General features: G+C 70.0%; 15 protein-coding genes. 8 read left to right on the top strand and 7 right to left on the bottom strand.

Annotated elements, in window-relative coordinates; genetic code table 11:
• Positions 1–177: 177 nt before the first annotated feature.
• Positions 178–510 (top strand): hypothetical protein, encoded by a 333-nt coding sequence (locus ACZ5XO_RS01110; RefSeq protein ID WP_464163501.1) that lies wholly within the window; start codon positions 178–180, stop codon positions 508–510.
• Between the two features lie 69 nt (positions 511–579).
• Here the strand turns inward: ACZ5XO_RS01110 and ACZ5XO_RS01105 are convergent, their stop codons facing one another.
• Both ACZ5XO_RS01105 and ACZ5XO_RS01100 read right to left on the bottom strand, forming a co-directional pair.
• Positions 580–2,685 (bottom strand): dipeptidyl-peptidase 5, encoded by a 2,106-nt coding sequence (locus tag ACZ5XO_RS01105; protein WP_464163500.1) that lies wholly within the window; start codon positions 2,683–2,685, stop codon positions 580–582.
• A gap of 71 nt (positions 2,686–2,756) precedes the next feature.
• Positions 2,757–4,952, bottom strand: coding sequence for a dipeptidyl-peptidase 5 (locus ACZ5XO_RS01100; RefSeq protein ID WP_464163499.1), 2,196 nt, complete (start codon positions 4,950–4,952; stop codon positions 2,757–2,759).
• Between ACZ5XO_RS01100 and ACZ5XO_RS01095 the strand changes: the two genes are divergently transcribed.
• From ACZ5XO_RS01095 to trxA, 7 genes are all read left to right on the top strand, one after another.
• Positions 4,951–5,790: a GNAT family N-acetyltransferase gene (locus ACZ5XO_RS01095; protein WP_464163498.1), complete on the top strand. Its 840-nt coding sequence runs from the start codon at positions 4,951–4,953 to the stop codon at positions 5,788–5,790. The genes ACZ5XO_RS01100 and ACZ5XO_RS01095 overlap by 2 nt on opposite strands.
• A complete protein-coding gene (gene tsaE / locus ACZ5XO_RS01090) occupies positions 5,787–6,290 on the top strand; it encodes a tRNA (adenosine(37)-N6)-threonylcarbamoyltransferase complex ATPase subunit type 1 TsaE (protein WP_464163497.1) in 504 nt (167 codons plus the stop codon). Before ACZ5XO_RS01095 ends, tsaE begins: the two co-directional genes overlap by 4 nt.
• Entirely contained in the window at positions 6,283–7,371 is a 1,089-nt protein-coding gene (gene amgK, locus ACZ5XO_RS01085; RefSeq protein ID WP_464163496.1) for an N-acetylmuramate/N-acetylglucosamine kinase AmgK, read from the top strand. Before tsaE ends, amgK begins: the two co-directional genes overlap by 8 nt.
• On the top strand, positions 7,368–8,081 hold the full coding sequence (gene murU / locus ACZ5XO_RS01080) for an N-acetylmuramate alpha-1-phosphate uridylyltransferase MurU (RefSeq protein WP_464163495.1): 714 nt from the start codon (positions 7,368–7,370) through the stop codon (positions 8,079–8,081). The genes amgK and murU overlap by 4 nt, the downstream gene beginning before the upstream one ends.
• Positions 8,081–11,161 (top strand): double-strand break repair protein AddB, encoded by a 3,081-nt coding sequence (gene addB / locus ACZ5XO_RS01075; RefSeq protein ID WP_464163494.1) that lies wholly within the window; start codon positions 8,081–8,083, stop codon positions 11,159–11,161. Before murU ends, addB begins: the two co-directional genes overlap by 1 nt.
• The gene (gene addA / locus ACZ5XO_RS01070; protein WP_464163493.1) at positions 11,158–14,610 is read left to right on the top strand and encodes a double-strand break repair helicase AddA; all 3,453 of its coding nucleotides are present in this window, start codon (positions 11,158–11,160) and stop codon (positions 14,608–14,610) included. Before addB ends, addA begins: the two co-directional genes overlap by 4 nt.
• A gap of 124 nt (positions 14,611–14,734) precedes the next feature.
• On the top strand, positions 14,735–15,067 hold the full coding sequence (gene trxA, locus ACZ5XO_RS01065) for a thioredoxin (protein WP_105564921.1): 333 nt from the start codon (positions 14,735–14,737) through the stop codon (positions 15,065–15,067).
• Between the two features lie 249 nt (positions 15,068–15,316).
• On the opposite strand, the gene ACZ5XO_RS01060 is transcribed toward trxA, so the two are convergent.
• The 5 genes from ACZ5XO_RS01060 to ACZ5XO_RS01040 are packed head-to-tail and all read right to left on the bottom strand — an operon-like array spanning position 15,317 to position 23,040.
• Positions 15,317–17,056, bottom strand: a complete 1,740-nt coding sequence (locus ACZ5XO_RS01060) for an AMP-binding protein (protein WP_464163492.1) — start codon at positions 17,054–17,056, stop codon at positions 15,317–15,319.
• Positions 17,053–18,339 carry an acetyl-CoA C-acetyltransferase gene (locus tag ACZ5XO_RS01055; RefSeq protein ID WP_464163491.1) on the bottom strand — a complete coding sequence of 429 codons (1,287 nt, stop codon included), beginning with the start codon at positions 18,337–18,339 and terminating at the stop codon, positions 17,053–17,055. The genes ACZ5XO_RS01060 and ACZ5XO_RS01055 overlap by 4 nt, the downstream gene beginning before the upstream one ends.
• On the bottom strand, positions 18,333–19,220 hold the full coding sequence (locus tag ACZ5XO_RS01050; RefSeq protein WP_464163490.1) for a MaoC family dehydratase: 888 nt from the start codon (positions 19,218–19,220) through the stop codon (positions 18,333–18,335). Before ACZ5XO_RS01050 ends, ACZ5XO_RS01055 begins: the two co-directional genes overlap by 7 nt.
• Positions 19,217–20,545 (bottom strand): 3-oxoacyl-ACP reductase, encoded by a 1,329-nt coding sequence (locus ACZ5XO_RS01045; protein ID WP_464163489.1) that lies wholly within the window; start codon positions 20,543–20,545, stop codon positions 19,217–19,219. The genes ACZ5XO_RS01050 and ACZ5XO_RS01045 overlap by 4 nt, the downstream gene beginning before the upstream one ends.
• Positions 20,545–23,040 (bottom strand): acyl-CoA dehydrogenase, encoded by a 2,496-nt coding sequence (locus ACZ5XO_RS01040; protein ID WP_464163488.1) that lies wholly within the window; start codon positions 23,038–23,040, stop codon positions 20,545–20,547. The genes ACZ5XO_RS01045 and ACZ5XO_RS01040 overlap by 1 nt, the downstream gene beginning before the upstream one ends.
• Positions 23,041–23,069: the final 29 nt, after the last annotated feature.

Raw genomic sequence — 23,069 nt, 5'->3', positions numbered from 1 at the left:
CGCGCTTAAATGCAATTGCGAGCGACTTGCAATACAATTCCGCCCGACTGGAGACGTGGAAACATCCCGTTCGTCACACTTCACTCACCAATTTGTCGTAAAATATTTACATTGAAAAAATTGAGCGCATAATTCGCTCTGAGTCCGGAGCGAATTCCGGCCAAGGGAGGATACCGCATGCGCCTGATCGCCGTCGCCGTCTCGACCCTGCTGCTCGCCGGAGCCGCGCCCGTTCTGGCCCAGAGCCCCGAGCAGAGTCCGCAGGCCCAAAGGCCGCAGCCGACGCGCGTCTCGGCCGTGCAGCCGCAACGCGTGGTGCTGATCTGCGAGAGCGACGCCGCCACTCGCACCGCCTTCACCCGCCAGTACGGCGCCGAGCCGGTCTTCCTGACCGCACGCGAAGCCGTCGAGGCCAAGACGGCCGGTCAAACCTGGACCACGCCGCGCTGCATGACCGAGCGCGAACATGGCCGCTATGTCCAGCTGACCCAGGCCTACGCCGCCCACTAACCCCGTTCCGGAACGACAAAGGGCGCGGCCATCGCTGGCCGCGCCCTTCTTCATGGTCGAATGACCGGCCTACTTGGCCAGATACTTGTCCAGCCAGCCGAACACCTCGTTGTGCCATTGCAGGCTGTTGGCCGGCTTGAGCACCCAGTGGTTCTCGTTGGGGAAGAAGACCAGACGGCTGTCGATGCCTCGACGCTGCAGGGCGGTGAAGGTCGACAGGCCCTGGGCCGTCGGGATGCGGTAGTCGAGGTCGCCCTGGACCACCAGCATCGGCGTCTTCCAGTTCTGGACGTGGTTGGCCGGGTTGAACTTCTGATAGCCCTCCGGGTTTTCCCACGGCGTGCCGCCGTATTCCCACTCGGTGAACCACAGCTCCTCGGTCGAATAGCCCATGCCGAAGGTGTCGAAGACGCCGTCATGGTTGACCAGGCACTTGAAGGCGTCAGACCAGTTGCCGGCGATCCAGTTGATCATGTAGCCGCCGTAGGAGGCGCCCAGGGCGCAGGCGTTGGCCCCGTCCAGGAACCCGTACTTCTGCTGAGCGAAGGCCCAGCCCTTCTGCAGGTCTTCCAGCGGACGATCGCCCCAGTGCTGGCTGATGGCGTCGGTGAACTCCTGGCCGTAGCCGGTCGAGCCGTGGAAATCGATCATCACCACCGCATAACCCGCGCCCGCATAGGTCTCGGGGTTCCAGCGGTAGGACCAGCTATTGCCGAACGAGCCCTGGGGGCCGCCGTGGATCAGGAAGGCGACCGGGTATTTCTGACCCTCGACATAGTCAGCCGGCTTGATGACGAAACCGTGCACCGTCTCGTCGTTCCAGCCGGGGAAGCTGAACTGCTCGAACTGACCGAAGGCCTTGCCGGCCAGCTGCGGGTTCACATTGGTCAGGCGACGCGGCATCTCGCGACCGCGCCAGGTCTTGAAATAGAGATCGCTGGGCGAGGTCAGGGTGTCGACCGCCATGACGAAGCCCGAGGGCGTCTGCTGGAAGGCGCCGACATGGCCTTCACCCGTCAGCGGCATGACCGAGCCGTTGCGCGTGTCAATGGCGAACAGGCGGGTCTGACCGACGTCACCGGCCGTGGTGTAGAGGGTCTTGCCGTCCGCCGACCATTGCAGGCCGTCGGCCGAGCGATCCCAGTTGGCCGCGATCTGGCGCGTCTGGCCCGTCGCCACGTCGCGCAGGAAGATCGAATACTTGTCCGCCTCGAAGCCCGGGCGGGCCATAGCGCGATAGGCCAGGGTCTGGCCGTCCGGCGAGAAGACCGGGCCGGTGTCCCAGGCCGGGTTGGCCTCGGTCAGGTTGGTCAGCTGGCCCGGGGCCGAAACGGCGACGCTGTAGAGGTCGAAGTCCGTGCTCCACGGCTCGCTCTTGCCCGCTTCGCGCGCCGAGAAGACCAGTGAACGGCCGTCCGGGGCGAAGACGAACTCGCTCTCGTCGCCGAACGGCTTGGAGGGGGTGTCGCCGTCAAAGCCCTTGGTGACCCAGACCGGATCGCCGCCCGCCTTGCCGTCCGCGCCGATGGTCTGGACGAAGAGGTGGTTCTGGGTGTGGTCGCTCCAGGTGTCCCAATGACGCACGAACATCCGGTCATAGACCTGACCCGTCGACTTCACCTCGGCGGCGGCCCTGGCGCGCTCGACCGAGGCGTTCAGGTCGGCGGCTTCGGGATAGACGGCCAGCGACACGGCCACCGCGTCGCCCGCGGCGTTGATGCGGTAGGCGTTGACGTCGGTCGGCAGGCTGGTGACCTGGATCGCCGTCGCGCCCATGTCGGCGGAGACCCAGACCTGGCTCGACCCCGAACGGCCCGACAGGAAGTAGAGCTTGCCGTCGGCGCCCCAGCGCGCCGTGTTGGCGCCGCCTTCGGAGATGGCCAGCTTCTGCGCCTCGCCCTCGCCCTTCAGGCTCAGGATGTAGAGGGCGCTGGAGCGGCGGTTGGCCGCCACATCGGTCTGCGTCAGCGAATAGACCACCCACTCGCCGTCCGGCGACACCTGGGGATCGCCCAGGCGGTTGGCCGAGATCATGTCCTGATAGGTGAAGGCGTTCGACGCCGCCGGCGCCGAGACTGCGGCAAGCGCGGGCGCTTCGGCCAGGGCCGGCAGGGCCGAGGCCGTCAGCAGGGCGACGGCGCTCAGGCCGGACAGAAGATGGGACAGACGGCGCATGGGCGCTCCTCAAGCGGATTTCGATCTGCCCGAAGGCCTATACCCCCATGCGCCGCCCGCAAAGTCCCGTTTTAGTCCTGCCCCTCCGCCGTCCAGCGCGCGGTCCAGTCCAGAATCTCCTGCTGCCAGTCGACCCAGGTCCGGGGCTTCAGCACCCAGTGGTTCTCGTCCGGGACGTGGACGAAGCGGCTGGGAACGCCCTCGCGCTGCAGGGCCGAGAAGGTGGCCAGCCCCTGCTCCATCGGCACGCGGAAGTCCCTGGACCCGTGCAGCACCAGCATCGGCTTCTTCCAGTCCGCGACATAGGTCTCGGGGTTGAAGGCGTCGTACAGGTCCTTGCGCGTCCAGCTGGGGCCGCCGAACTCGTGAATGAAGTTGCCGATGTCCATGGCGTTCATCAGCTGCGGCACGTCGAACACCCCGGCGTGGTTGACCAGGCAGCGCCACGGCCCGTTCCACTTGCCCGCGATGGTGTTGACCATATAGCCGCCGTAGGAGGCGCCCAGGGCGCAGGCCCGGTCGCCGTCGATCCACGGATTGGCCGCCAGGGCGGCGTCCCAGCCCTTCTGCAGGTCTTCCAGCGGGCGGTCGCCCCAGTGGTCGTTGATCGCGTCTGTGAAGGCCTGACCGTAACCCGGCGAGCCGTGGAAGTTGACCATGACCACCGCATAGCCTGCGGCCGTATAGACCTGCGGGTTCCAGCGATAGGACCAGCTCTCCGTCCAGGGCGACTTTGGCCCGCCGTGGATCAGATAGACGGCCGGATACTTGCGACCTTCGACATAGCCGGCGGGCTTGAACACCCAGCCATGCGCCGTCTCGTTGTTCCAGCCGGCGAAACTGATGGCCTCGGCTTCCGGCAGGTCCAGCCGGGCCAGAAGGTCGGCGTTGTGCTGCGTCGCCTGACGCGCCGCGCCGCCGTTCCTCGATACAAAGACCTGGGTCGGGGCGGTGAAGCTGTCGTGGGCGTAGGCCACCACGCCCGCCGCCTCGTCGAAGGCGTTGACCGCGCCGTCGCCGGACAGGGCCTTGACCGCGCCGGTGCGGGCGTCGATTTCGAACAGGCGGTTCTGGCCCTCGTCCGAGGCGGTGACGTAGAGCGCCCGGCCGTCCGATCGCCAGGTCAGGCCCGATGGTCCGCGATCCCAGTTGGTCAACTGGCGCGCATTGGCGCCGCTGGCGTCGGCGATCATGACCACGGCCTGATCCCCGCCGACGTTCTCGCGCGGCGAAGACAGCCAGGCCAGGCGACGGCCGTCGGGCGAGAAGGCCGGATTGCCGTCCGCGCCCCGGTTGCCCTCGGTCAGATTGACCGGGGCCCCGCCGTCCAGCGACACGCGGTAGAGGTCGCTGTTGTTGGTGAAGGGCTCGCCCGCGCCCTGCTTCTGGGTGCTGTAGATAAGGGTCTTGCCGTCGCGCGACAGGGTGAAGTCGCCGTCGCCCGCCGCCACGTCGGCGTCCAGACCTGGCATCAGGTCGCGCGCCTCGCCGCCCGCCAGACCGGAGCCGTTCAGCGGCTGGCTGAACAGGTGGGTGCGGCGCCCGTCGGCCCAGTGGTCGAACACCCGCAGCGGCAGGCGGTCATACCCCTGCAGCCCGCTCCTGGCGCGCTCGGCCAGTCGATCCTTGACGCATTGCAGGGTGGCGCAGTCGGTGAAGACCGAGACGGCCAGGATCAGCGAACGCCCGTCCTCGGCGATGCGGAAGCCCGAGACGTCGATCGGCAGGGTGGTCACCTGGGCCGCCGCCATACCCTCGCGGTCAGCGCGCCAGACCTGGTTCGAGCCCCCGCGCGAGGACAGGAAATAGATGGCCTGACCGTCCGGCGCCCAGCGCGCGCCCGAGGCGCCGCCCTCGGAAATCGCGAGCTTGCGCGGCGGCGTCCCGTCGACCTCGGCCAACCACAGGGCGTTGACGCCCTTATTGCCGTCCCAGTCGGTCGTGCGCACGGCGTAGAGGATGCGGCGGCCGTCCGGCGAGACGCGCGGATCGCTGACCCGCTCCATCATGGCCAGCTCCTTGACCCCCAGCCCGACGCGGGCGGCGGGGGCCTCGGCGGCCGGCGCAGCGGCGGTCTGGACCGCTTCGCTCAAGGCCAGGGCGGGCGAAGCCGCCGTCATCAAGGCGCCGAAGGCGGCGGCCAGCATCCAGCGTGATTGCATCTTCAAACCCATCCCTGAAACAGCATCGCTGGATTGATAGGCCGTCGAATCCGCAGCGCCAAGCCGCTTGCCGCCGTCGCCCGGAGCGGCGACAAGCAGGGGCATGAGTCCCGCCTCGCCCCATATCGTCGACGTCCTGATCGCCGAGCGCGCGCCGCGCCTGACGCAGTCGGCCGCCTGGCCGCTGGTCCGCCCCGCCCTCTACGGCCTGCTGGACTACGCCAAGGCGCGGCGCATGGCCGACGCCATCGGGCCGATGGGCGGGCGTCAGGCCTTGGACTATGTGTCCGACCTGCTGGAACTGACGGTTGAGACGCAGAACCTGAACCGCCTGCCCGCCACAGGCCGTTGCCTGGTGATCTGCAACCACCCGACCGGCATCGCTGACGGACTGGCCGTCCACGACGCCCTGCGCACCGTGCGCGACGATCTGATCTATTTCGCCAACGCCGACGCTCTGCGGGTCTCGCCTCGCCTGGCCGAGACCGTCGTCCCGGTCGAATGGGTCACAGCCAAGCGCACCCGCGAGAAGACCCGCGCCACGCTGCAATCGGCGAAAGACGCCTTCGAGGCCGAGCGCTGCGTGGTCATGTTCCCCGCCGGGCGACTGGCCCGCGTGGATGAGCAGGGCCGCCTGACCGATCCCGAATGGGCCACCACGGCGGCGTCTCTGGCGCGCAAGTACGAGGCCCCGGTCATCCCGATCCACGTCGCCGGGCCGACCAGCCGCCTGTTCCACCTGTTCGACCGCTTCTCCCAGGAATTGCGCGATATCACCCTCTTCCATGAACTGCTGAACAAGCAGGGCCGCGAGTTCGACCTCAGCGTCGGCTTGCCCATCGCCCCCGACCGGCTCGACGTGGACGCCGCCCGCGCCACTGAGGCGCTGAAGACCTTCGTCGAACGCACCCTGGCCGCCGACCCCGACGCGGTGTTCGCATGACGACTTTCGAACTCTCTGACGCTGACGCCACCACCCGTCTGGGTCAGGCCATCGCCCCCCTGCTCGAGCCCGGCGAAGCCGTCCTGCTCTACGGCCCGCTGGGCATGGGCAAGTCGACGCTGGCGCGCGGCCTGATCCGCGCCCTGACCTCGCCCGACGAGGACGTGCCCAGCCCGACCTTCACCCTGGTGCAGTTCTACGAGAGCGACCCGCCCGTCGCCCACTTCGACCTCTATCGCCTCAGCCGTCCCGAAGAAGCCTTCGAGGTCGGCCTGGACGAGGCGCTGGACGAGGGCTGCGCCCTGATCGAATGGCCCGAACGTCTGGGCGACGACCCCGGTCAAATGCTCGGCCCCGACCGGCTGACGGTCGAAATCTCGGAACCCGCCCCTCAAGCAGCCGCCCTCCGCGAGGGCGGCGATAGGGGCCTCTCTGGAAGAGTTGCGACCGTATCTGGCGCAGGATCGTGGGAAGCCAAATTGAAGGAACTCCATGTCTGACCGCGAAGCCCTCCGTCTCGACTTCCTGCGCTCGGCCGGCCTGGCCGGGGCCGTCCGCGCGCCCCTGCCCGGCGACGCCTCGACGCGGCGTTATGAGCGCCTGACGACGCCCTCGGGCGCCTCCCTGATGCTGATGGATCAGGCCCCCGCCGCCGAAAGCCGCCCCTGCGATCCGTCGTGGACGCCGCAGCAGCGCCACGCCCACGGCTGGAACGCCGTCGCCCGCCTGTCGGCCGGACGCATCGAGGCCTTCGCCGCCGTCGCCGCCCATCTGAAGTCGCTGGGCCTGTCGGCGCCCGAAATCATCGCCGTCGACGCCCCCAACGGCCTGGCCGTGATCGAGGACTTCGGCGACGCCCTGTTCGCCCGCGTCATCGAGGACGGCGCCGATCCCGCCCCCCTCTATCGCGCCGCCGTCGAGGCCCTGGCCGTCCTGCACGCCGCCCCGACGCCCGATGTCCTGACCGGCCCGGCGGGCGACTGGCCCCTGCTGACCTATGACCAGACCGCGCTGCAGGGCGGGGCCGACCTGTTCGTCGACTGGCTGCCGAAACTGGTCCCGTCGCTCAGCTTCGATGACGCCGCCATCGCCGAATGGCGCGCCGTCTGGGCCCCGATCACGGCGGCGGGCGAGGCGGGCGCCGCCGTCATGGCCCACCGCGACTATCACGCCGAGAACCTGATCCGGCTGGACGGCAAGACCGGCGCCGCCTCGGTCGGCATGATCGACTTCCAGGACGCGGTGAAGGCCCATCCCTCGTGGGACCTCCACTCCCTGTTGCAGGACGCCCGCCGCGACGTGGCGCCCGAGTTGGAAGCCCTGGCGCTCGACCACTATTTCACCCTGCGCCCCGAAACCGACCGCGAAGCCTTCATGGCCGCCTACGCCGGGCTGGCGGCGCTGAACGAGGCGCGCATCCTCGGTATCTTCGCCCGCCTGATCGCCCGCGACGCCAAGCCGAAATACGCCGCCTTCATGCCCCGCATGTGGGCCCACCTGAACGCCAACCTGAAGGCGCCGGGCCTCGAAGCCGTCGTCGGCTGGATGGACCGCCACGTGCCCGAGGATCTCCGTCGATGAGCCCCCCCAAGACCGCCATGGTTCTCGCCGCCGGGCTCGGCACGCGGATGCGCCCCCTGACCAACGACCGCCCCAAGGCCCTCGTCGAAGTCGGCGGCCGCGCCCTGATCGACCACGTCCTCGACCGGCTGGCCAAGGCAGGCGTCGAGAAGGCCGTGGTCAACGTCCACTGGTTCGCCGACCGGTTGGAACACCATCTGGCCGCCCGCACCCGCCCCGCCATCACCATCTCTGACGAGCGCGCCGAACTGCTGGAGACCGGCGGCGGCCTGAAGAAGGCCCGCCCCCTGCTCGGCGACGATCCCGTCTTCGTGGCCAATATCGACAGCGTCTGGATCGACCGGGGCGACGCCCTCGCAGACCTGATCCATCTGTGGGACCCCGAACGCATGGACGCCGCCCTGCTGCTGGCCAAACGCGAAGGCTCCATCGGCTTCGAGGGCGGCGGCGACTTCTTCTTCGGCGACGACGGCCGCCTGACCTTCCGGGGCGAGGCGGCCCACGCCCCCTTCGCCTACATGGGCGTCCACATCACCCGGCCCGGCTACGCCGACCACGGCCCCGACGGCCCCTTCTCGCTCAGCCCCCTGTGGCGCGCCTCCGCCGCCGAGGGCCGCCTGTTCGGCTGCGTGCTGGACGGCGACTGGATGCACGTCGGCGACCCCGAGGCCCGCGACGAGGCCGAAGCGCGGCTGAAAGAAGAAGCCTGATGTCCACGGGGGGCCGCTTCGATCCGTTCGCCGGAACCGGCCCGCGCTGGCGCGCCGTCCCCGCCTGGCGGCCCTTCCTCGAAGACCTCGCGGCCGGCGTGCTGAACTGGCTGGGCGATCAGACGCCCGAGACCCTGACCGACGCTGTCATCCTGCTGCCCAACCGCCGCGCCGCCCGCGCCTTCTCCTCGGCGCTGGGCAAACTGGCCGGCGACCGCCCTGTCCTGCTGCCCCAGGTGCGCCCGCTCGGCGATCTGGAGGAGGACGAACCGCCCTTCGCCCCCGGCGAACTGGGTCTGGACCTGCCCCCCGCCATCCCCGCCCTGACGCGCCGTTTCGAGATGGCGCGGATGATCGCCGAGGAATTCGAGCCGGGGATGAAGCCCCTGCGCGCGCTGGAAATGGCCGACGCGCTGGGCGGCTTCCTCGATTCCTGCCAGCTGGAGGAGGTCCCGGACCTGTCGCGCATCGCCGGGCTGGCCGAGCAGGATCTGGCCGCCCACTGGCAGGACAGCGCCCGCTTCCTCGGCCTCGCGGTCGAGGCCTGGCCCAGACGGCTGGAAGCCTTGGGTCTGGTCGATCCGGCCTGGCGCCGCGCTGCCCTGCTGCGCCGTCTGGCCGAGGCCTGGGACACCCGCCCGCCGCAACAGCCGGTCATCGCCGCCGGTTCGACCGGCACCGTCCCCGCCGCCGCCGACGTTCTGGCCGCCGTAGCCCGCAGCCCCCAGGGCGTGGTCGTCCTGCCCGGCCTCGACCTTGATCTGGCCGACGGGGTCTGGGACCGTATCGACGACCAGCATCCCCAGGCGGCGCTGAAGGCCCTGCTGGAGCGCGCCCAAATCTCGCGCGATCAGGTCCGCCCCTGGTTCAAGCCCGCCGTCGAGCCCCGCATCGAGGCGCGCGGTCTGGCTCGCCAGCGCCTGATCAACGAGGCCCTGCGCCCCGCCGAGGCCACCGACGACTGGCGCGCCGAGATCGCCCGCCTGCGCGCCGACGCCGCCGAGGCCGGTCAGGCCGCCGATCCCATCAACGAGGGCCTGAAGGGCCTGTCGGCGCTGTCCGTCCGCGCCGAGGAAGAGGCCGCGACCGCCATCGCCCTGCTGATGCGCGAGACGCTGGAGCGCCCCGGCGAAACCTGCGCCCTCGTCACGCCAGATCTGGACCTGTCGCGCCGCGTCGAGGCCCGGCTGGCGCGCTGGGGCATCATCCCCGACGCCTCGACCGGGGCCCCCCTGTCGCGGATGAGCGCCGGGGTTCTGGTCGATCTCGCCGCCCGCTTCATCGAGACGCCGCTGAAGCCCCAGACCCTGCTGGGCCTGATCAAGCATCCGCTGACCCGCCTCGACCTCGACGACACATCCTTGGCCGACGCCGCATCGGCGCTGGAGGAGCACGCCCTGCGCGGCCCGCGCCCGCGCGACTGGGCCGAGGTGCAGAAACGTCTGCTCAAAGCCGCCGAACCCGGTCGCGGCGGCCAGCCCCTGCCCGAGTGGAAGGCCGCCCGCCTGTCCGGCGCCCGCGCCCTGGCCGCGCGCCTGGAAGCCCTCGCCGCCGAAGCCCTGTCCGTCTTCACGCCCACCGCCGCCCCCGACGCCGCCGCCCGCGCCCTGACCGCCCTGATCGAGGCGCTGGCCGGTCAGAACGCCTGGGCCGGTCCCGACGGCGAGGCCGCCGCCTCCCTGCTGTCCGCCCTGATCGACGGCGGCGGGTCGCTGGGCGCCGTCAGCCGCGCCGACTTCGCCGCCCTGGTCGCCGGTCTGCTGGGCGAGGAAACGGTGCGCACCGGCGGCGCCACCCATCCGCGTCTGCGCATTCTGGGGGCCATCGAAGCCCGCCTGACCCGCGCCGACCGCATGATACTGGCCGGGCTGGAGGAAGGCGTCTGGCCTCGCCCCGCCCCCGTCGACCCCTTCCTGTCGCGCCCCATGCGCAAGGCCCTCGGCCTGCCCACGCCCGAGCGGCGTCTGGGCCAGACCGCGCAGGACTTCGTCCAGGCCGCCTGCGCCGACGAGGCCATCCTGATCCATTGCGAACGGCGCGGCGGCCAGCCCGCCGTGCGCTCGCGCTGGCTGTGGCGTCTGGAGATGCTGACGCGCGGCGCTAATGCCGAGAAGACGCCCGTCGCCATCCCAGCCCCCGAAGGTCTGGCCGACTGGACCCGCGCGCTCGACGCCCCGCCGCCCGGCGCCGCCCGCTTCGCCCCGCGCCCCATGCCGCGCCCGCCGGTCGAGCGCCGCCCGCGCAGCCTCTATGTCACCCGCATCGAGCGCTGGGTGCGCGACCCCTACGCCATCTACGCCCAGTGGGTGCTGGGCCTGAACATCATGGACCGCCCCGGCGCCTCAGCCGAGGCGATGGCGCGCGGCAATGCGGTGCACAAGGCCATCGAGCGCATGACCCTGATGTGGCCCCACGTCCTGCCCGACGACTGCGAGGCCCAGATCGAGCAACTGCTGATCGAGGAGCTGACCGCCCACGGCTTCGAAGAAGCCGCCATGGCCCGCGAGACCCCGCTGGCGCGCAACTGCGCCCGCTGGCTGGCCGGGTTCGAGGCCGAACGCCGGGCGCGCGGCGTCAATCTGCTGATCGAGCAGCAGGGGACCATGACCTTCGACGCCCCGGCCGGGCCCTTCACCATGAAGGCCTACGCCGACCGCATCGAGGTCGGCGCAAGCGGCGCCGCCATCATGGACTTCAAGACCGGCGGCGTCCCGTCGGGCAAGCAGGTCAAGGCGGGCTTCGCGCCCCAGTTGACCCTGACCGCCGCCATCCTCGCCGACGGCGGCTTCAAGGACACCAATGGCCCCGTCCCCGCCGACGAACTGACCTATGTCCGCGTCGTCGGCCGCAAGAAGGCGGGCGAGGTGGCCGTGCGCGCCTCCGGTCCCGAAGCGGCGGCGCTGGGCGAAGCGGCGCTGGAGGGGCTGAAGAAACGGGTGGCCCGCTTCGACCATCCCGACACCCCCTATGTCTCCTGGGCCGCGCCCCAGTTCATGGGCAACTACGGCGGCAACTACGACCATCTGGCCCGCGTCTGGGAATGGCACGTCGTCAGCGGCGAGGAAGGCGACAGCGAATGAACATCGCCACTCCGCACATGACCTCCCGCCCTGACCCGCAGATCCGCGCCGCCGATCCGGCCCTGTCGGTCTTCGTCACCGCCAACGCGGGATCGGGCAAGACCACCACCCTGGTCAGCCGCGTGGCCCGCCTGCTGCTGGGCGGGGCCGGGGCCTCGGCCATCCTCTGCGTCACCTACACCAAGGCCGCCGCCGCCGAGATGCAGGCCCGCCTGTTCGAGACCCTGGGCAAGTGGGCGGTCATGGACGACGCCGCCCTGTCGGCCGAACTGGCCAAGCTGGACGCCAGCGATCCCGCCGGCCTCAACCCGGCCCGCCTGTCCGAGGCCCGGCGTCTGTTCGCCCGCGCGCTGGAGACGCCCGGCGGACTGAAGATCCAGACCATCCACGCCTTCTGCGAAAAACTGCTGCGCCGCTTCCCCATCGAGGCGGGCGTCTCGCCGCGCTTCACCGTGCTGGAGAACGAGGCCGCCATCGCCCTCAGCCACGCCGCGCGCGAAGAGCTGGCCCGCGCCGCGCTGAAGGATCCCGACGGTCCCGTCGGTCAGGCCTACAGCCATTTCGCCGTCGAGCTGGACTGGGGCCGGTTCGAGAGCCTGCTGGCCATGATCGAGGCCCGACGCGCCGATCTGACCGACTATGTCGCCCGTGTCGGCGACGGCGCGGCCCCCGGCCCCCACGCCCTGACCGGCGCCTACCCTGACCAGACGCCCGACGAGATCGAGGCCGACTTCATCCGCTGGCTGGACCGGGGCGAGGTCCGCCGCATGGCCGAGCTGATGGCGACCGGCGGCAAGACCGACAAGGATCGCGCCGCCGAACTGATCCACGCGCTGGATCATGAGTGGAGCTTCCACGGCCTCGGCGTCGTCTTCCTCACCGGCTCAGGCTCGCCGCGCAAGTCGATGGCGACCAAGCAGGCCCCGCCCGACGCTGGCGGCTGGCTGAGCGATCTGCAGGACAAGTATCTGGCCACGCTGGACGTGGTGCGCGCCGCCAAGGTCGCCGCCGACACGGTCAAACTGCTGACCCTGGCCGTGGCCCACGCCGCCTTCTACGAGGCGGCCAAGGCCGAGCGCGGGGCGCTGGACTTCTCCGATCTGGTGGCCAGGACCGTCGACCTGCTGACGGAGCGCTCGACCGCCGCCTGGGTGCTCTACAAGCTGGACGGCGGCATCGACCACGTCCTGATCGACGAGGCCCAGGACACGGCGCCCGAGCAATGGGCCATCATGCGCGCCCTGACCGGCGAGTTCTTCTCGGGCGAGGCGACCGACCGCACCGTCTTCGCCGTGGGCGACGAGAAGCAGTCGATCTACTCCTTCCAGGGCGCCCGGCCGGAGCGCCTGCGTCAGGAAGCCCAGGTCTATGACGCCCTGATCACCGCCTCCGGCTCGGCCTTCGAGGGCGTGCCGCTGGAGACCTCCTATCGCTCGACCGAGGACGTCCTCGCCTTTGTCGATCACGCCTTCAATGATCCCGAGCGCACCCGCGCCCTTGTAGGCGCGGCCGGCGACATCCCCCGCCACCTTCCCGCCCGCGTCGGGCAGCGCGGCAGCGTCGATCTCTGGCCCCTGTTCATGGACGAGGCCCCTCCCGAGCGCGACGCCTGGGACGATCCGGTAGATCAGGAGAGCGTCGCTGGCGCGAGGAAACGCATGGCCGCCGCCCTGGCCCAGGAGATCAAACGTCAGGTCGAGACCGGGGCGACCGTCTATGACCGCAATACCCGCCAGCCGCGCGCCAGCGGTTACGGCGACTTCCTCATTCTGGTGCGCCGCCGCGACGCCACCTTCGAGGAAATCATCCGCGCCCTGAAGAGCGCGGGCGCGCCCGTCGCGGGGGCTGACCGTCTGAAGCTGTCCAGCCACATCGTCTTCGACGACCTGAAGGCCCTGGCCCGGTTCGCGCTCTTCCCGGGCGACGACCTGTCGCTGGCCGAGGTGCTGCGCAGTCCCTTCTGCGACGTGGACGAGGCCTCGCTCTACGATCTGGCCGGGCGCGAGAAACGTCAGGGCCTGTGGCGCGAACTGAAACAGCGGGCCGACGAACGCCCCGAATGGCACCGGGCGCTGGACCTGTGCCTGAGCGCCCGCGCCGCGCGCGACGGCGACCCCTTCGCCTTCTTCTCGACCCTGCTGAACCGGGTGGACGACACCGGCGTCTCGGGCCGCGCCCGCGTCCTGACCCGTCTGGGGCGCGAGGCGGAAGAAGCCATCGACGAGACCCTCAATCAGGTGCTGGCCGCCGAGAACCGGGGCGGGGTCGATCTGGAGACCTGCCTCGCCCTGCTGGAAGCCGCCGACGTCGAGGTGAAGCGCGAGCTCGAGGGTCCGCGCGGCGAGGTCCGCGTCATGACCGTCCACGGCGCCAAGGGGCTGGAGGCGCCCGTCGTCATCCTGCCCGACACCACCATGAAGGCGAAGGCCCAGGGGCCGAGCCTGATGCCGGTCGCGACAGACGAGGGCGAGGCCTGGCTGATGTGCCCGGGCTCGTCCAAGGAAGACTGCGCCGCCTCGAAAGCCGCCCGCGACGCGCGCGAGGCCCGCGTCAGCGATGAGTCCCTGCGCCTGCTCTACGTCGCCCTGACCCGCGCCCGCGACCGGGTCATCGTCATGGGGCGCGGCTCCAGACGCTCGCCCGAGCCCGGCGACTGGTGGTCGGTCATCGAGGAGACCTTCGACCGTCTCGGAGCCGAGGTGCGGACGCTCGACAATAATGTCCGCCGCTACGGCGTCGACCTCGACGTCCTGCCCGCCGTGGCCGCCGCGACCGAGGCTCGGCCCGAAGCCCCCGACTGGACACGCCAGATCCCCGCCCGCGACGCCTCCGCCCGCTTCGCCTCGCCGTCGCAGATGCAGGAGCAGAAGCGCATCCCCGCCCCGTCGCCGCTGGCGCGCGGCGAAGGGCCAAATTCGGGAGTGGGCGCGGGCCTCGGCCGCTTCCGGCGCGGCGACCTGATCCACCGCCTGCTGGAGCGTCTGCCCGACATCGCCGCGCCCGACCGCCCCGACGCCGCCGTGCGGATGCTGGCGCGCGAGCGCGACCTGTCGGACGACCAGCGCACCGAGATGATCGGTGCCGCCTTCGCCGTGCTGGACGACGCGCGGTTTGCGCCCGTCTTCGGCGAAGGCTCGCGCGCCGAGGTCGCCCTGACCGGCTCCTCACCCGACCTGCCGCCCGGCGTCTCGATCTCGGGCCGCATCGACCGGCTGGTGGTCACGCCCGAACGGGTGCTCGTGGTGGACTTCAAATCGAACCGTCCGGCCCCGGACCATGTCGAGGACGCCGACCCGGCCTATGTCCTGCAGATGGCGGTCTATACGGCGGTGTTGCGTCAGCTCTATCCCGATCGCACGGTCGAGGCGGCCCTGGTCTGGACCGACGGGCCAAAGCTGATGGCCGTCCCGCAAGGCCTGATGGACGCGGCGCTTTCAAATGCGCGTTGATTTGTGCGGGATTCGCTCCCACATCTGCATCTGAACGCTGACGCCCCCGTCGGCGCGAACCGATCAAATGCGCTCAAGCAGCGAGCCGCCGCGCGGCGAGCGTAGCGCTCTTAAGGAGACCACTATGGCGACTGTCAAAGTCACCGACGAAAGCTTCGACGCCGACGTCCTGAAATCCTCGACCCCCGTCCTGGTGGACTTCTGGGCCGAGTGGTGCGGCCCCTGCAAGCAGATCGGCCCGGCCCTGGAGCAGATCTCGGACGAGCTGGCCGGTCAGGTGACGATCGCCAAGGTCAATATCGACGACAGCCCCATGACCCCGTCCAAGATGGGCGTGAAGGGCATCCCGACCCTGATGCTGTTCAAGGACGGTCAGCTGGCCTCGATGAAGGTCGGCGCCATGCCCAAGGGCAAGATCGTCGAATGGCTGGCCGAGGCCGGCGTCAAGGCCGACTGAGGACCTTCGCCTTCACAGGCTGACGAGGCGGCGCATCCCAGGGTGCGCCGCCTTTTTCACGCCGCACACCCTCTTCGTCATCCTCCGGCGAGCGCAGCGAGACCGGGGGACCCAGCGGCGCCCGCAGGGCGAAAAGCCCACGCTCCACGCTTGCTGTGAAGATCGCCTTCGGCGCCGCTGGGTCCCCCGGTCAGCGCCGCTGCGCGGCTTGCCGGAGGATGACGGAAGCGGATTGCGCGAAGGACGCGATCACTCCCGCAGTTCGCGCCGCAGCACCTTGCCCACCGGCGTTTTCGGCAGGGGCTCAGACCGAAACTCGACCAGACGCGGCGTCTTGTAGGCGGTCAGCTGCGTCCGGCAGTGAGCGATCAGCATCTCCGCCGTCAGCTCCGGCGAGCGCGGCACGACCACGATCTTGATCTTCTCGCCCTGCACGGGATCCGGCACCCCGACCGCCGCCACCTCTTCCACCAGGGGATGGCTGGCCACCACGTCCTCGATCTCGCCCGGATAGACGTTGAAGCCCGAGACCAGGATCATGTCCTTGATCCGGTCCACCAGCCGCACCCGGCCATTGGCCTGCATCACCCCCACGTCACCGGTCGCCAGCCAGCCGTCGGTGGACAGGACTTTCGCTGTCTCATCCGGCCGTTGCCAGTAACCCAGCATGACCTGGGGCCCGCGCACGCACAGCTCGCCCGGTTCATCGATCCCGGCCCAGCTGCCGTCATCGCGGCGCATCCGCACCTCGGTCGAGGGCACCGGCAGGCCGACCGTCCCGTCAAAGCCCATGGTCTCGGGATGCTCCAGATCGACCCTCCCGATGCAGACCACCGGCGAGGTCTCGGTCAGGCCGTAACCGTCGACCAGGGGCGCCCCCGTCACCGCCTCCCATTCCTCGGCCACCACCTTCTGCGTCGCCATGCCCCCGGCGATGGTCAGCTTCAGGTCCGAGAAGTCGCGGTTTCGAAACGCCTCGGTCTTCAGCAGGCTGGAGAACAGGGTGTTCAGCCCCGTCATGCCGACGAAACGCTCCTTCCTCAGGATCCACTCCACCCGCTTCGCGTCGCGAGGATTGGCGATCAGGATGTTCCTGCCCCCCGCCCCGGTGAACATCATCAGGTTCGCCGTCAGGGAGAAGATATGATAGAGCGGCAGCATGGTGACGTTGCCGATCACCTCGCCCTGATCGATCTGATCCAGCACCCAGGCGCGGCCCTGCAGCGTATTGGCCAGAATGTTGCGGTGGGTCAGCATGGCCCCCTTGGCCACCCCCGACGTCCCCCCCGTGTATTGCAGGAAGGCGATGTCCTCGGGCCTGGTCTCGACCGGCTTCAGCGTCAGCCGCCGCGCCCGCCGCATCATCGGCTTCCAGCGATGCGCGTCCGGCAGGCGATAGCCGGGCACCAGCTTCTGCACATGACGCATCATGGCGCTGACGGCGGCGCCCTTCAGGCCCGGCATCATGTCGCCCATCGCCGTGACGACGACGTGGCGGACATCCGTCCCCTCGCGCGCCTGCTCCAGCGTGCGGGCGAACATGTCCATCACCACGATGGCGACCGCGCCGCTGTCCTTCAGCTGATGGTGCAGCTCGCGCGGCGTGTAGAGGGGATTGACGTTGACCACCACCGCCCCGGCGAACAGGACGCCGAACAGGGCGGTCGGATATTGCAGGCCATTGGGCATCATCAACGCCACCCGGTCGCCGGGCTGGATCCCCGTCGACTGCAGCCAGGCCCCGAAGGCCTTGGCCGCCGTCAGCACCTGGCCATAGGTCAGGGCGGCGCCGAGGCTGACATAGCCGGGTCGCCCGGCGAAGCGTCGCGAATCCGCCTCAAACATCTGCTGCACTGACGTCCAGCGCGCCAGTTCGTCCTCGATGCGCGGCGGGACCCCCGGACGGTATTGCCTGGTCCAGAAGCGTTCGGCCCACAGCCGGTCAGCCTCGGCCGCGGCGGCGATGCTGAGGGCGCTCGTCCCGGTCATTTCTCCACCACCGCCACCACGCCCTGACCGCCCGCCGCACAGATCGAGATCAGGCCGCGTCCTCCGCCACGCCGGTCGATCATGGTCGCCAGATTGGCCAGGATGCGCCCGCCGGTCGCCGCGAACGGATGCCCTGCCGCCAGCGAGCCGCCATTGACGTTCAGCTTGCTCATATCGATTGCCCCCGGCGCCCGCTCCAGGCCCAGACGGGTGCGGGCGTAGCCCTCATCCTCCCAGGCTTTCAGCGTGCAAAGCACCTGTGCGGCGAAGGCTTCGTGGATATCGTAGAGGTCGAATTCCTGAAGCGTCAGCCCCAGCTTGGCCAGCATCCGCGGCACGGCGTAGGCGGGCGCCATCAACAGCCCCTCGTCGCCCTTCACAAAGTCCACCGCCGCCGTCTCGCCGGTGCGCAAATAGGCCAGCACCGGCAGGCCGCGCGCCTTCGCCCAGTCCTCGCTGGCCAGCAGCACGGTCGAGGCTCCGTCGGTCAGGGGCGTGGAATTGGCCGCCGTCAGCGTGCCGTTGGCGCGGTCGAACACCGGCTTCATCGTCGCCAGCCTGGCCGGGTCGATGTCGGGCCTCAGGTTGTTGTCGCGCTTCAGCCCCCGGAAGGGCGTGACCAGATCATCGAACAGCCCGGCCTCCCAGGCGGCGGCGGCGTTGCGGTGGCTGGCCACCGCCAGAGCGTCCTGATCCTCGCGCGGGATGGCCCAGCGTTTGGCCATCACCTCGCAGCTCTCGCCCATCGACAGGCCGGTGCGCGGCTCGGCGTTGCGTGGCGGCTCGGGCTTGAAGGGGGCGGTCAGACCGGCGCCCAGAAGGGCCTTGATCCGCCCGCCTGTGGTCTTCTCGCGGTTGGCGGCCAGCAGGGCCTTCCTGAACTTCTCATTCAGCCCGATGGGCGCATCCGAGGTGGTGTCCACCCCGCCGGCGACGCCGACCTCGATCTGGCCCAGGGCGATCTTGTTGGCCACCAGGATGGCCGCCTCCAGCCCGGTGCCGCAGGCCTGGCTGACGTCATAGGTCGGGGTGTCATGGCCGATGGTGGTGTCCAGCAGGCTCTCGCGGGTCAGGGAGATGTCGCGCGACAGCTTCAGCACCGCCCCCGCCGCCACCTCGCCCAGCCTCAGCCCGTGCAGGCTGTAGCGGTCGGCCAGACCTTGCAGCGCCGCCGTCAGCATCTCCTGATTGGAGGCCTCGGCATAGGCGGTGTTGGACCGGGCGAAGGGAATGCGGTTGCCGCCCAGAATGGCGACCCGGCGCGGCGCGGAAGCGGTCAGCATACAACACTATCCTCAGGCGAAAGGGTCAACCGACCCCGCAGATGGGCGCGCGCCCCGGTGGCGTCGCGCACCTCGAAATCACGGATGTCGCGGACAGGTCCCGCATAGAGCCCGACCTGTCCGGGCAGGAAGAGCGGCGCGCGGAAGGCCACCTCCACCTCGGCGACGTCCAGAGGCGCCGACGGCGACAGGGCGGCGACGGCCCGCGCCTTGGTCCACATCCCGTGAGCGATGGCACGGCGAAACCCGAACAGCCGCGCCCCCAGGGCCGAGGTATGGATGGGATTGGCGTCGCCCGAAACCCGGGCGTAGCGACGCCCCAGATCAGCCGGCAGGGTCCAGGTCTCGACCAGCCGGTCCGCCTCTCCCCCGCCCGGGACCGGAACCGGATCACCCTGTCCGCGACGCCCAGGACGCAGATAGAGACTGCTGCCTTCCCACACCGTCTCACCGTCGCGCGTCGCCGTGGTCTCCAGCGTAAAGCCCTGCCCCTTTTCGTGGCTCAGGAACCGGCCCGGCCGCGCCGTCAGCGTCAGCCGGTCGCCGATGTTCAGCCGGCCGTGCTGGCGGATGCGGTTGTGCAGATGCACCAGCCCCATCGCCGGGTAGGGGAAGTCCGCCCCCAGCATCAGCCGCATCTGCAGCGGAAAGGCCAGGATATGCGGGGCGGTGATCGGCACGCCCTGTTCGGGCTCAAAGCCGCACAGCCGGGCGTAGGCGCCGACCGTCCCGACTTCCAGCGTCACGTCGCGTTGCAGCACCCGGCGCGGCAGGATCGCCTCGGCCGGCCTGGCTCGCACCATCCCCCGCAGGGCTCCGCCGACCACAGCAGCGCCTGACAGCGGCGCGTCGAACCGCTCGATCGCCTCCGCCGCCGTCATGCGCCCAGCAGGCTCTGGCCGCAGACGCGCACCACCTGTCCATTGACCCCGCCCGAGGCCGGATCGGCCAGCCAGGCGATGGTCTCGGCCACATCGGCCGGATGACCGCCCTGCCCCATGCTGTTCATCCGCCGCCCGGCCTCGCGGATGGCGAAGGGGATGGCTGCGGTCATCTGCGTCTCGATAAAGCCGGGAGCCACGGCGTTGATGGTGATCCCCTGCTCCGCCAGCTGCGGCGCCAGTCGCCGCACCGCCCCGATCCAGGCCGCCTTCGACAGGGCGTAGTTGCTCTGCCCCATGTTACCGGCGATACCGCTCAGCGAGGAGACGGCGACGATCCGCCCGTTGGGACGCAGCCCCCCGCCCTCGACCAGGGTCCGCGTGATGGCCAGGGGCGCCGTCAGGTTGACCGCCATGACGCTGTCCCACTCGCGCGGCTCCATGCGGGCGATGGTGCGATCGCGGGTGATGCCCGCATTATGGATCACCACGTCATAGCCGCCGCGCGCCCGGGCGTCGGCCAGCAGGGTTTCGGCGGCGTCCGGCGCCGTGATGTCCAGCGCCAGGGTCTCGACGCCCAGCCCGGCCTTCAGGGTCGACAGCCCTTCCGCCGCTCCCGCCACGTCCAGAGCGACGACCTGCGCGCCCTCGGCGACGAACAGGCGGGTGATGGCCTCGCCGATGCCGCGCGAGGCGCCGGTGACCAGAACGCGTCGTCCCTTGTGACCCACACCTGCTTCATCGGTCGCGACCAGCGCCGCGACACGGATCGGCTGTCCCGAGACATAGGCCGAGCGCGGCGACAGCAGGAATTCCAGCGTGCTTTCGGCAGCGCCTTCCGCCCCCGGCGCGACATAGAGCATGTGGACGGCGATGCTGCGTCGCGCCTCCTTGGCCAGAGAGCGGACAAAGCCCTCCAGCCCGCGCTGGATCGCCTCGCCCCCCGCGTCGATCATCAGCTCGGGCGGCATGCCGACCACCACGATGCGGCCATGCTCGGCCACCGAACGGATCGCCTGATGGAAGAAGCGATAGAGCCCCTGGGCCGAGGCCGCGTCGATGCAGTTCGAGGCGTCGAACACCAGCCCGCCATAACGCACGTCCGGCGACCATTCAGCGTGGAGCGCATGCCCCGAGGCCTTGGCCAGACGCTTCAGCGTCGCCGCCAGACGACCGCTTCCGTCAGGCCCCAGCAGGAGAGGCCCGATCAGGCCCGCCCCCGCTTCGGCGCGACGTTTCAAGGGCGCGGGACGCGGCAGACCCAGAGCCCCCGTCAGCCAGCCGCCGACGCCCGAATTGGCGAAATCCAGATACCGGTCGCTCATCAGGCCGCCTTCTTGCTCGTCTTGCGAGGCGCGGTCTCCGCCGCCTGCCGCCGCTCCAGCCCGGCGGCGATGTCGAAGTCCGGCGCGAAGTCGTCGACCTGGATCGCCTGATCGGCATAGGCGGCGAAGCGAGCGATGACGGCGCGTTCGTCGGCGCTGATCAGGTCCCGGTCCTCGGCCTCGGCGGCCCAGGCGTTCAGCAGGGTCAGGTTCTGCGGCGCACGGGCGATGCGGCCCGCACGGATGGCGTCCTTCAGGCGGCGCTCGATAGCCTCGACCTGGGGATAGAGGGCAAAGGCGACGATGGTGGCAGCGATAGGATCGACCTCGATCCGCGCCGACCAGGAGTCGGCCGTCAGGCGGTCGCGCGCCGGACCATGCGTCTGGATCAGTCCGGCGACAGCGGCGGCGCACCGGTCGTCCGGTGCGGGCGTCCGCAACCCGAACGGCGCACCGACCAGCTTCAGGAACAGGGCTGCGCCCCGGTTCGGATGGTTGGCCAGCAGGTCGCGCCACGCCGTCCCGGCCCGCGCCAGAGCGTCCTGCGCCGCCCAGTGGACGAAGGGCAGGTCCTCGACCGGGCGGCCCTCGTCCTCGAACCGCTTCAGCACGCTGGACAGGATGAAGAGCTGGGACAGGATGTCGCCCATCCGCCCGGTCATGGCTCCCTTGCGCTTCAAGGCGCCGCCGACCGTGGCCATCGACAGGTCCGACGCCAGGGCCAGCAGGGTCGAGAACCGGGTGGCCGCGCGATAGTAACGCCTCAGCCGGGGCGCCGCTCCGCCCGGCGCGGCGATCAGCAGACCGCCGGTCAGGCTGAAGGTCAGGGCCCGCGCCATATTACGGAACAGGAAGCCGACATAGCCGAACAGGGCCGCGTCAAAGGTCTTCAGCTCGCCGGCGCCCGCTGACCGCATCAGGGTCAGGACATAGGGATGGCAGCGGATGGCGCCCTGACCATAGATGATCAGGGTCCGGGTCATGATATTGGCGCCCTCGACGGTGATGGCGACCGGAATCTGCTGATAGGCGCGGGCCAGAAAGTTGCCGGGCCCCATGCAGACGCCCTTGCCGCCGACCACGTCCATGCCGTCATTGATGATGATGCGGGCGCGCTCGGTGACGTGATACTTGGCGATGGCCGAGACCACCGAGGGCTTCTCGCCCTGATCCAGCGCCGCCGCCGCCAGACGCCGCACGGCGTCCGAGGCGTAGAGATGGCCGGCCATCCGGGCCAAGGCCTCCTGCACGCCCTCGAAGGCGCCGATGGGCTGGTTGAACTGGCGCCGGATGGCGACATAGGCGCCGACCATGCCCACGGCCAGCTTGGACATGCCGACATTGGACGACGGCAGCGAAATGGCCCGGCCCGCAGCCAGACATTCCATCAGCATCCGCCACCCGTTGCCGACCTGCTCGCGCCCGCCGATGACCATGTCCATCGGCACGAAGACGTCGTCGCCGCTGGTCGGGCCGTTCTGGAAGACCGCATTCAGGGGCCAGTGGCGCCGTCCGATATTCACGCCCGGATGGTCGCGCGGGATCAGGACGCAGGTGATGCCTGGCTCCGCCTCACCGCCCAGCAGGCCGTCGGGATCGGTCGCCCGGAAAGCCAGCCCCAGCACGGTCGCGACCGGGGCCAGGGTGATGTAGCGCTTTCGCCAGCTGATGCGGAAACCGAGGGTCTCCTCGCCCCTCCACATACCCTTGCAGACCACCCCGGTATCGGTGATCGAGGCGGCGTCGGACCCCGCATAGGGGTTGGTCAGGGCGAAGCACGGAATTTCCTCGCCGCGCGCCAGACGCGGCAGATAGTGGTCCTTCTGCGCTTCCGTGCCGTAGTGCAGGAGCAGTTCCGCCGGGCCCAGGGAGTTGGGCACCATGACCGAGACCGCCGCCGCCGAGCAGCGCGTCGACAGCTTCTGGATCACCTGACTGTGGCCATAGGCCGAGAAACCCAGGCCGCCGTAGGCCTTGGGTATGATCATGCCCAGAAAGCCCTTGTCCTTGGCGTAGGCCCAGGCCTCCGGCGACAGGTCCTGCCAGACCGCGGTGGTCTCCCAATCATTGGCCAGGTCGCACAGATGCTCGGTCTCATTGTCGAGGAAGCTCTGCTCCTCGGCGGTCAGCCCCGGCGCGGGCGTAGCCAGCAGCCGCTTCCAGTCGGGCCTGCCCGCGAACAGTTCGGCGTCCCACCAGACATTGCCCGCCTCCACCGCCGCCTGTTCGGTCGGGCTCATCTTCGGCATGATCTGACGGAAGCCCGCCATGGCCGGCCGCGACAGGATGGCGCGACGCAGCGGCCTGACGGTCAGCAGCACCAGCACCGGGGCAAGCACCGCCGCCACGACCCCCGCCGTCGTGGGCGCGATCACCTGCGCCCCCCAGCCCGCCGCGACCCAGGCGACGACCGCCAACGCCCACACGGTCATCCGCGCCTGCACGAAGGTCAGGACGAAGGCCCCCAGGGCCAGAACGCCAATCCAGATCAGCATGGTTCTTTCCTCATGACCGACACGGTCCC

The organism is Brevundimonas sp. T2-11 (assembly GCF_055397675.1).
This window is presented reverse-complemented; position numbering and strand designations above follow the sequence as displayed.

What these genes read in the sequence shown, in the direction of transcription:
- ACZ5XO_RS01055 (WP_464163491.1), bottom strand. Translation starts at nt 18,339, where the DNA reads ATGCTGACCGCTTCCGCGCCGCGCCGGGTCGCCATTCTGGGCGGCAAC.
- addA (WP_464163493.1), top strand. Translation starts at nt 11,158, where the DNA reads ATGAACATCGCCACTCCGCACATGACCTCCCGCCCTGACCCGCAGATC.
- ACZ5XO_RS01040 (WP_464163488.1), bottom strand. Translation starts at nt 23,040, where the DNA reads ATGCTGATCTGGATTGGCGTTCTGGCCCTGGGGGCCTTCGTCCTGACC.
- ACZ5XO_RS01110 (WP_464163501.1), top strand. Translation starts at nt 178, where the DNA reads ATGCGCCTGATCGCCGTCGCCGTCTCGACCCTGCTGCTCGCCGGAGCC.
- tsaE (WP_464163497.1), top strand. Translation starts at nt 5,787, where the DNA reads ATGACGACTTTCGAACTCTCTGACGCTGACGCCACCACCCGTCTGGGT.
- ACZ5XO_RS01060 (WP_464163492.1), bottom strand. Translation starts at nt 17,056, where the DNA reads ATGACCGGGACGAGCGCCCTCAGCATCGCCGCCGCGGCCGAGGCTGAC.
- ACZ5XO_RS01095 (WP_464163498.1), top strand. Translation starts at nt 4,951, where the DNA reads ATGAGTCCCGCCTCGCCCCATATCGTCGACGTCCTGATCGCCGAGCGC.
- trxA (WP_105564921.1), top strand. Translation starts at nt 14,735, where the DNA reads ATGGCGACTGTCAAAGTCACCGACGAAAGCTTCGACGCCGACGTCCTG.
- murU (WP_464163495.1), top strand. Translation starts at nt 7,368, where the DNA reads ATGAGCCCCCCCAAGACCGCCATGGTTCTCGCCGCCGGGCTCGGCACG.
- ACZ5XO_RS01105 (WP_464163500.1), bottom strand. Translation starts at nt 2,685, where the DNA reads ATGCGCCGTCTGTCCCATCTTCTGTCCGGCCTGAGCGCCGTCGCCCTG.
- amgK (WP_464163496.1), top strand. Translation starts at nt 6,283, where the DNA reads ATGTCTGACCGCGAAGCCCTCCGTCTCGACTTCCTGCGCTCGGCCGGC.
- addB (WP_464163494.1), top strand. Translation starts at nt 8,081, where the DNA reads ATGTCCACGGGGGGCCGCTTCGATCCGTTCGCCGGAACCGGCCCGCGC.
- ACZ5XO_RS01100 (WP_464163499.1), bottom strand. Translation starts at nt 4,952, where the DNA reads ATGCCCCTGCTTGTCGCCGCTCCGGGCGACGGCGGCAAGCGGCTTGGC.
- ACZ5XO_RS01045 (WP_464163489.1), bottom strand. Translation starts at nt 20,545, where the DNA reads ATGAGCGACCGGTATCTGGATTTCGCCAATTCGGGCGTCGGCGGCTGG.
- ACZ5XO_RS01050 (WP_464163490.1), bottom strand. Translation starts at nt 19,220, where the DNA reads ATGACGGCGGCGGAGGCGATCGAGCGGTTCGACGCGCCGCTGTCAGGC.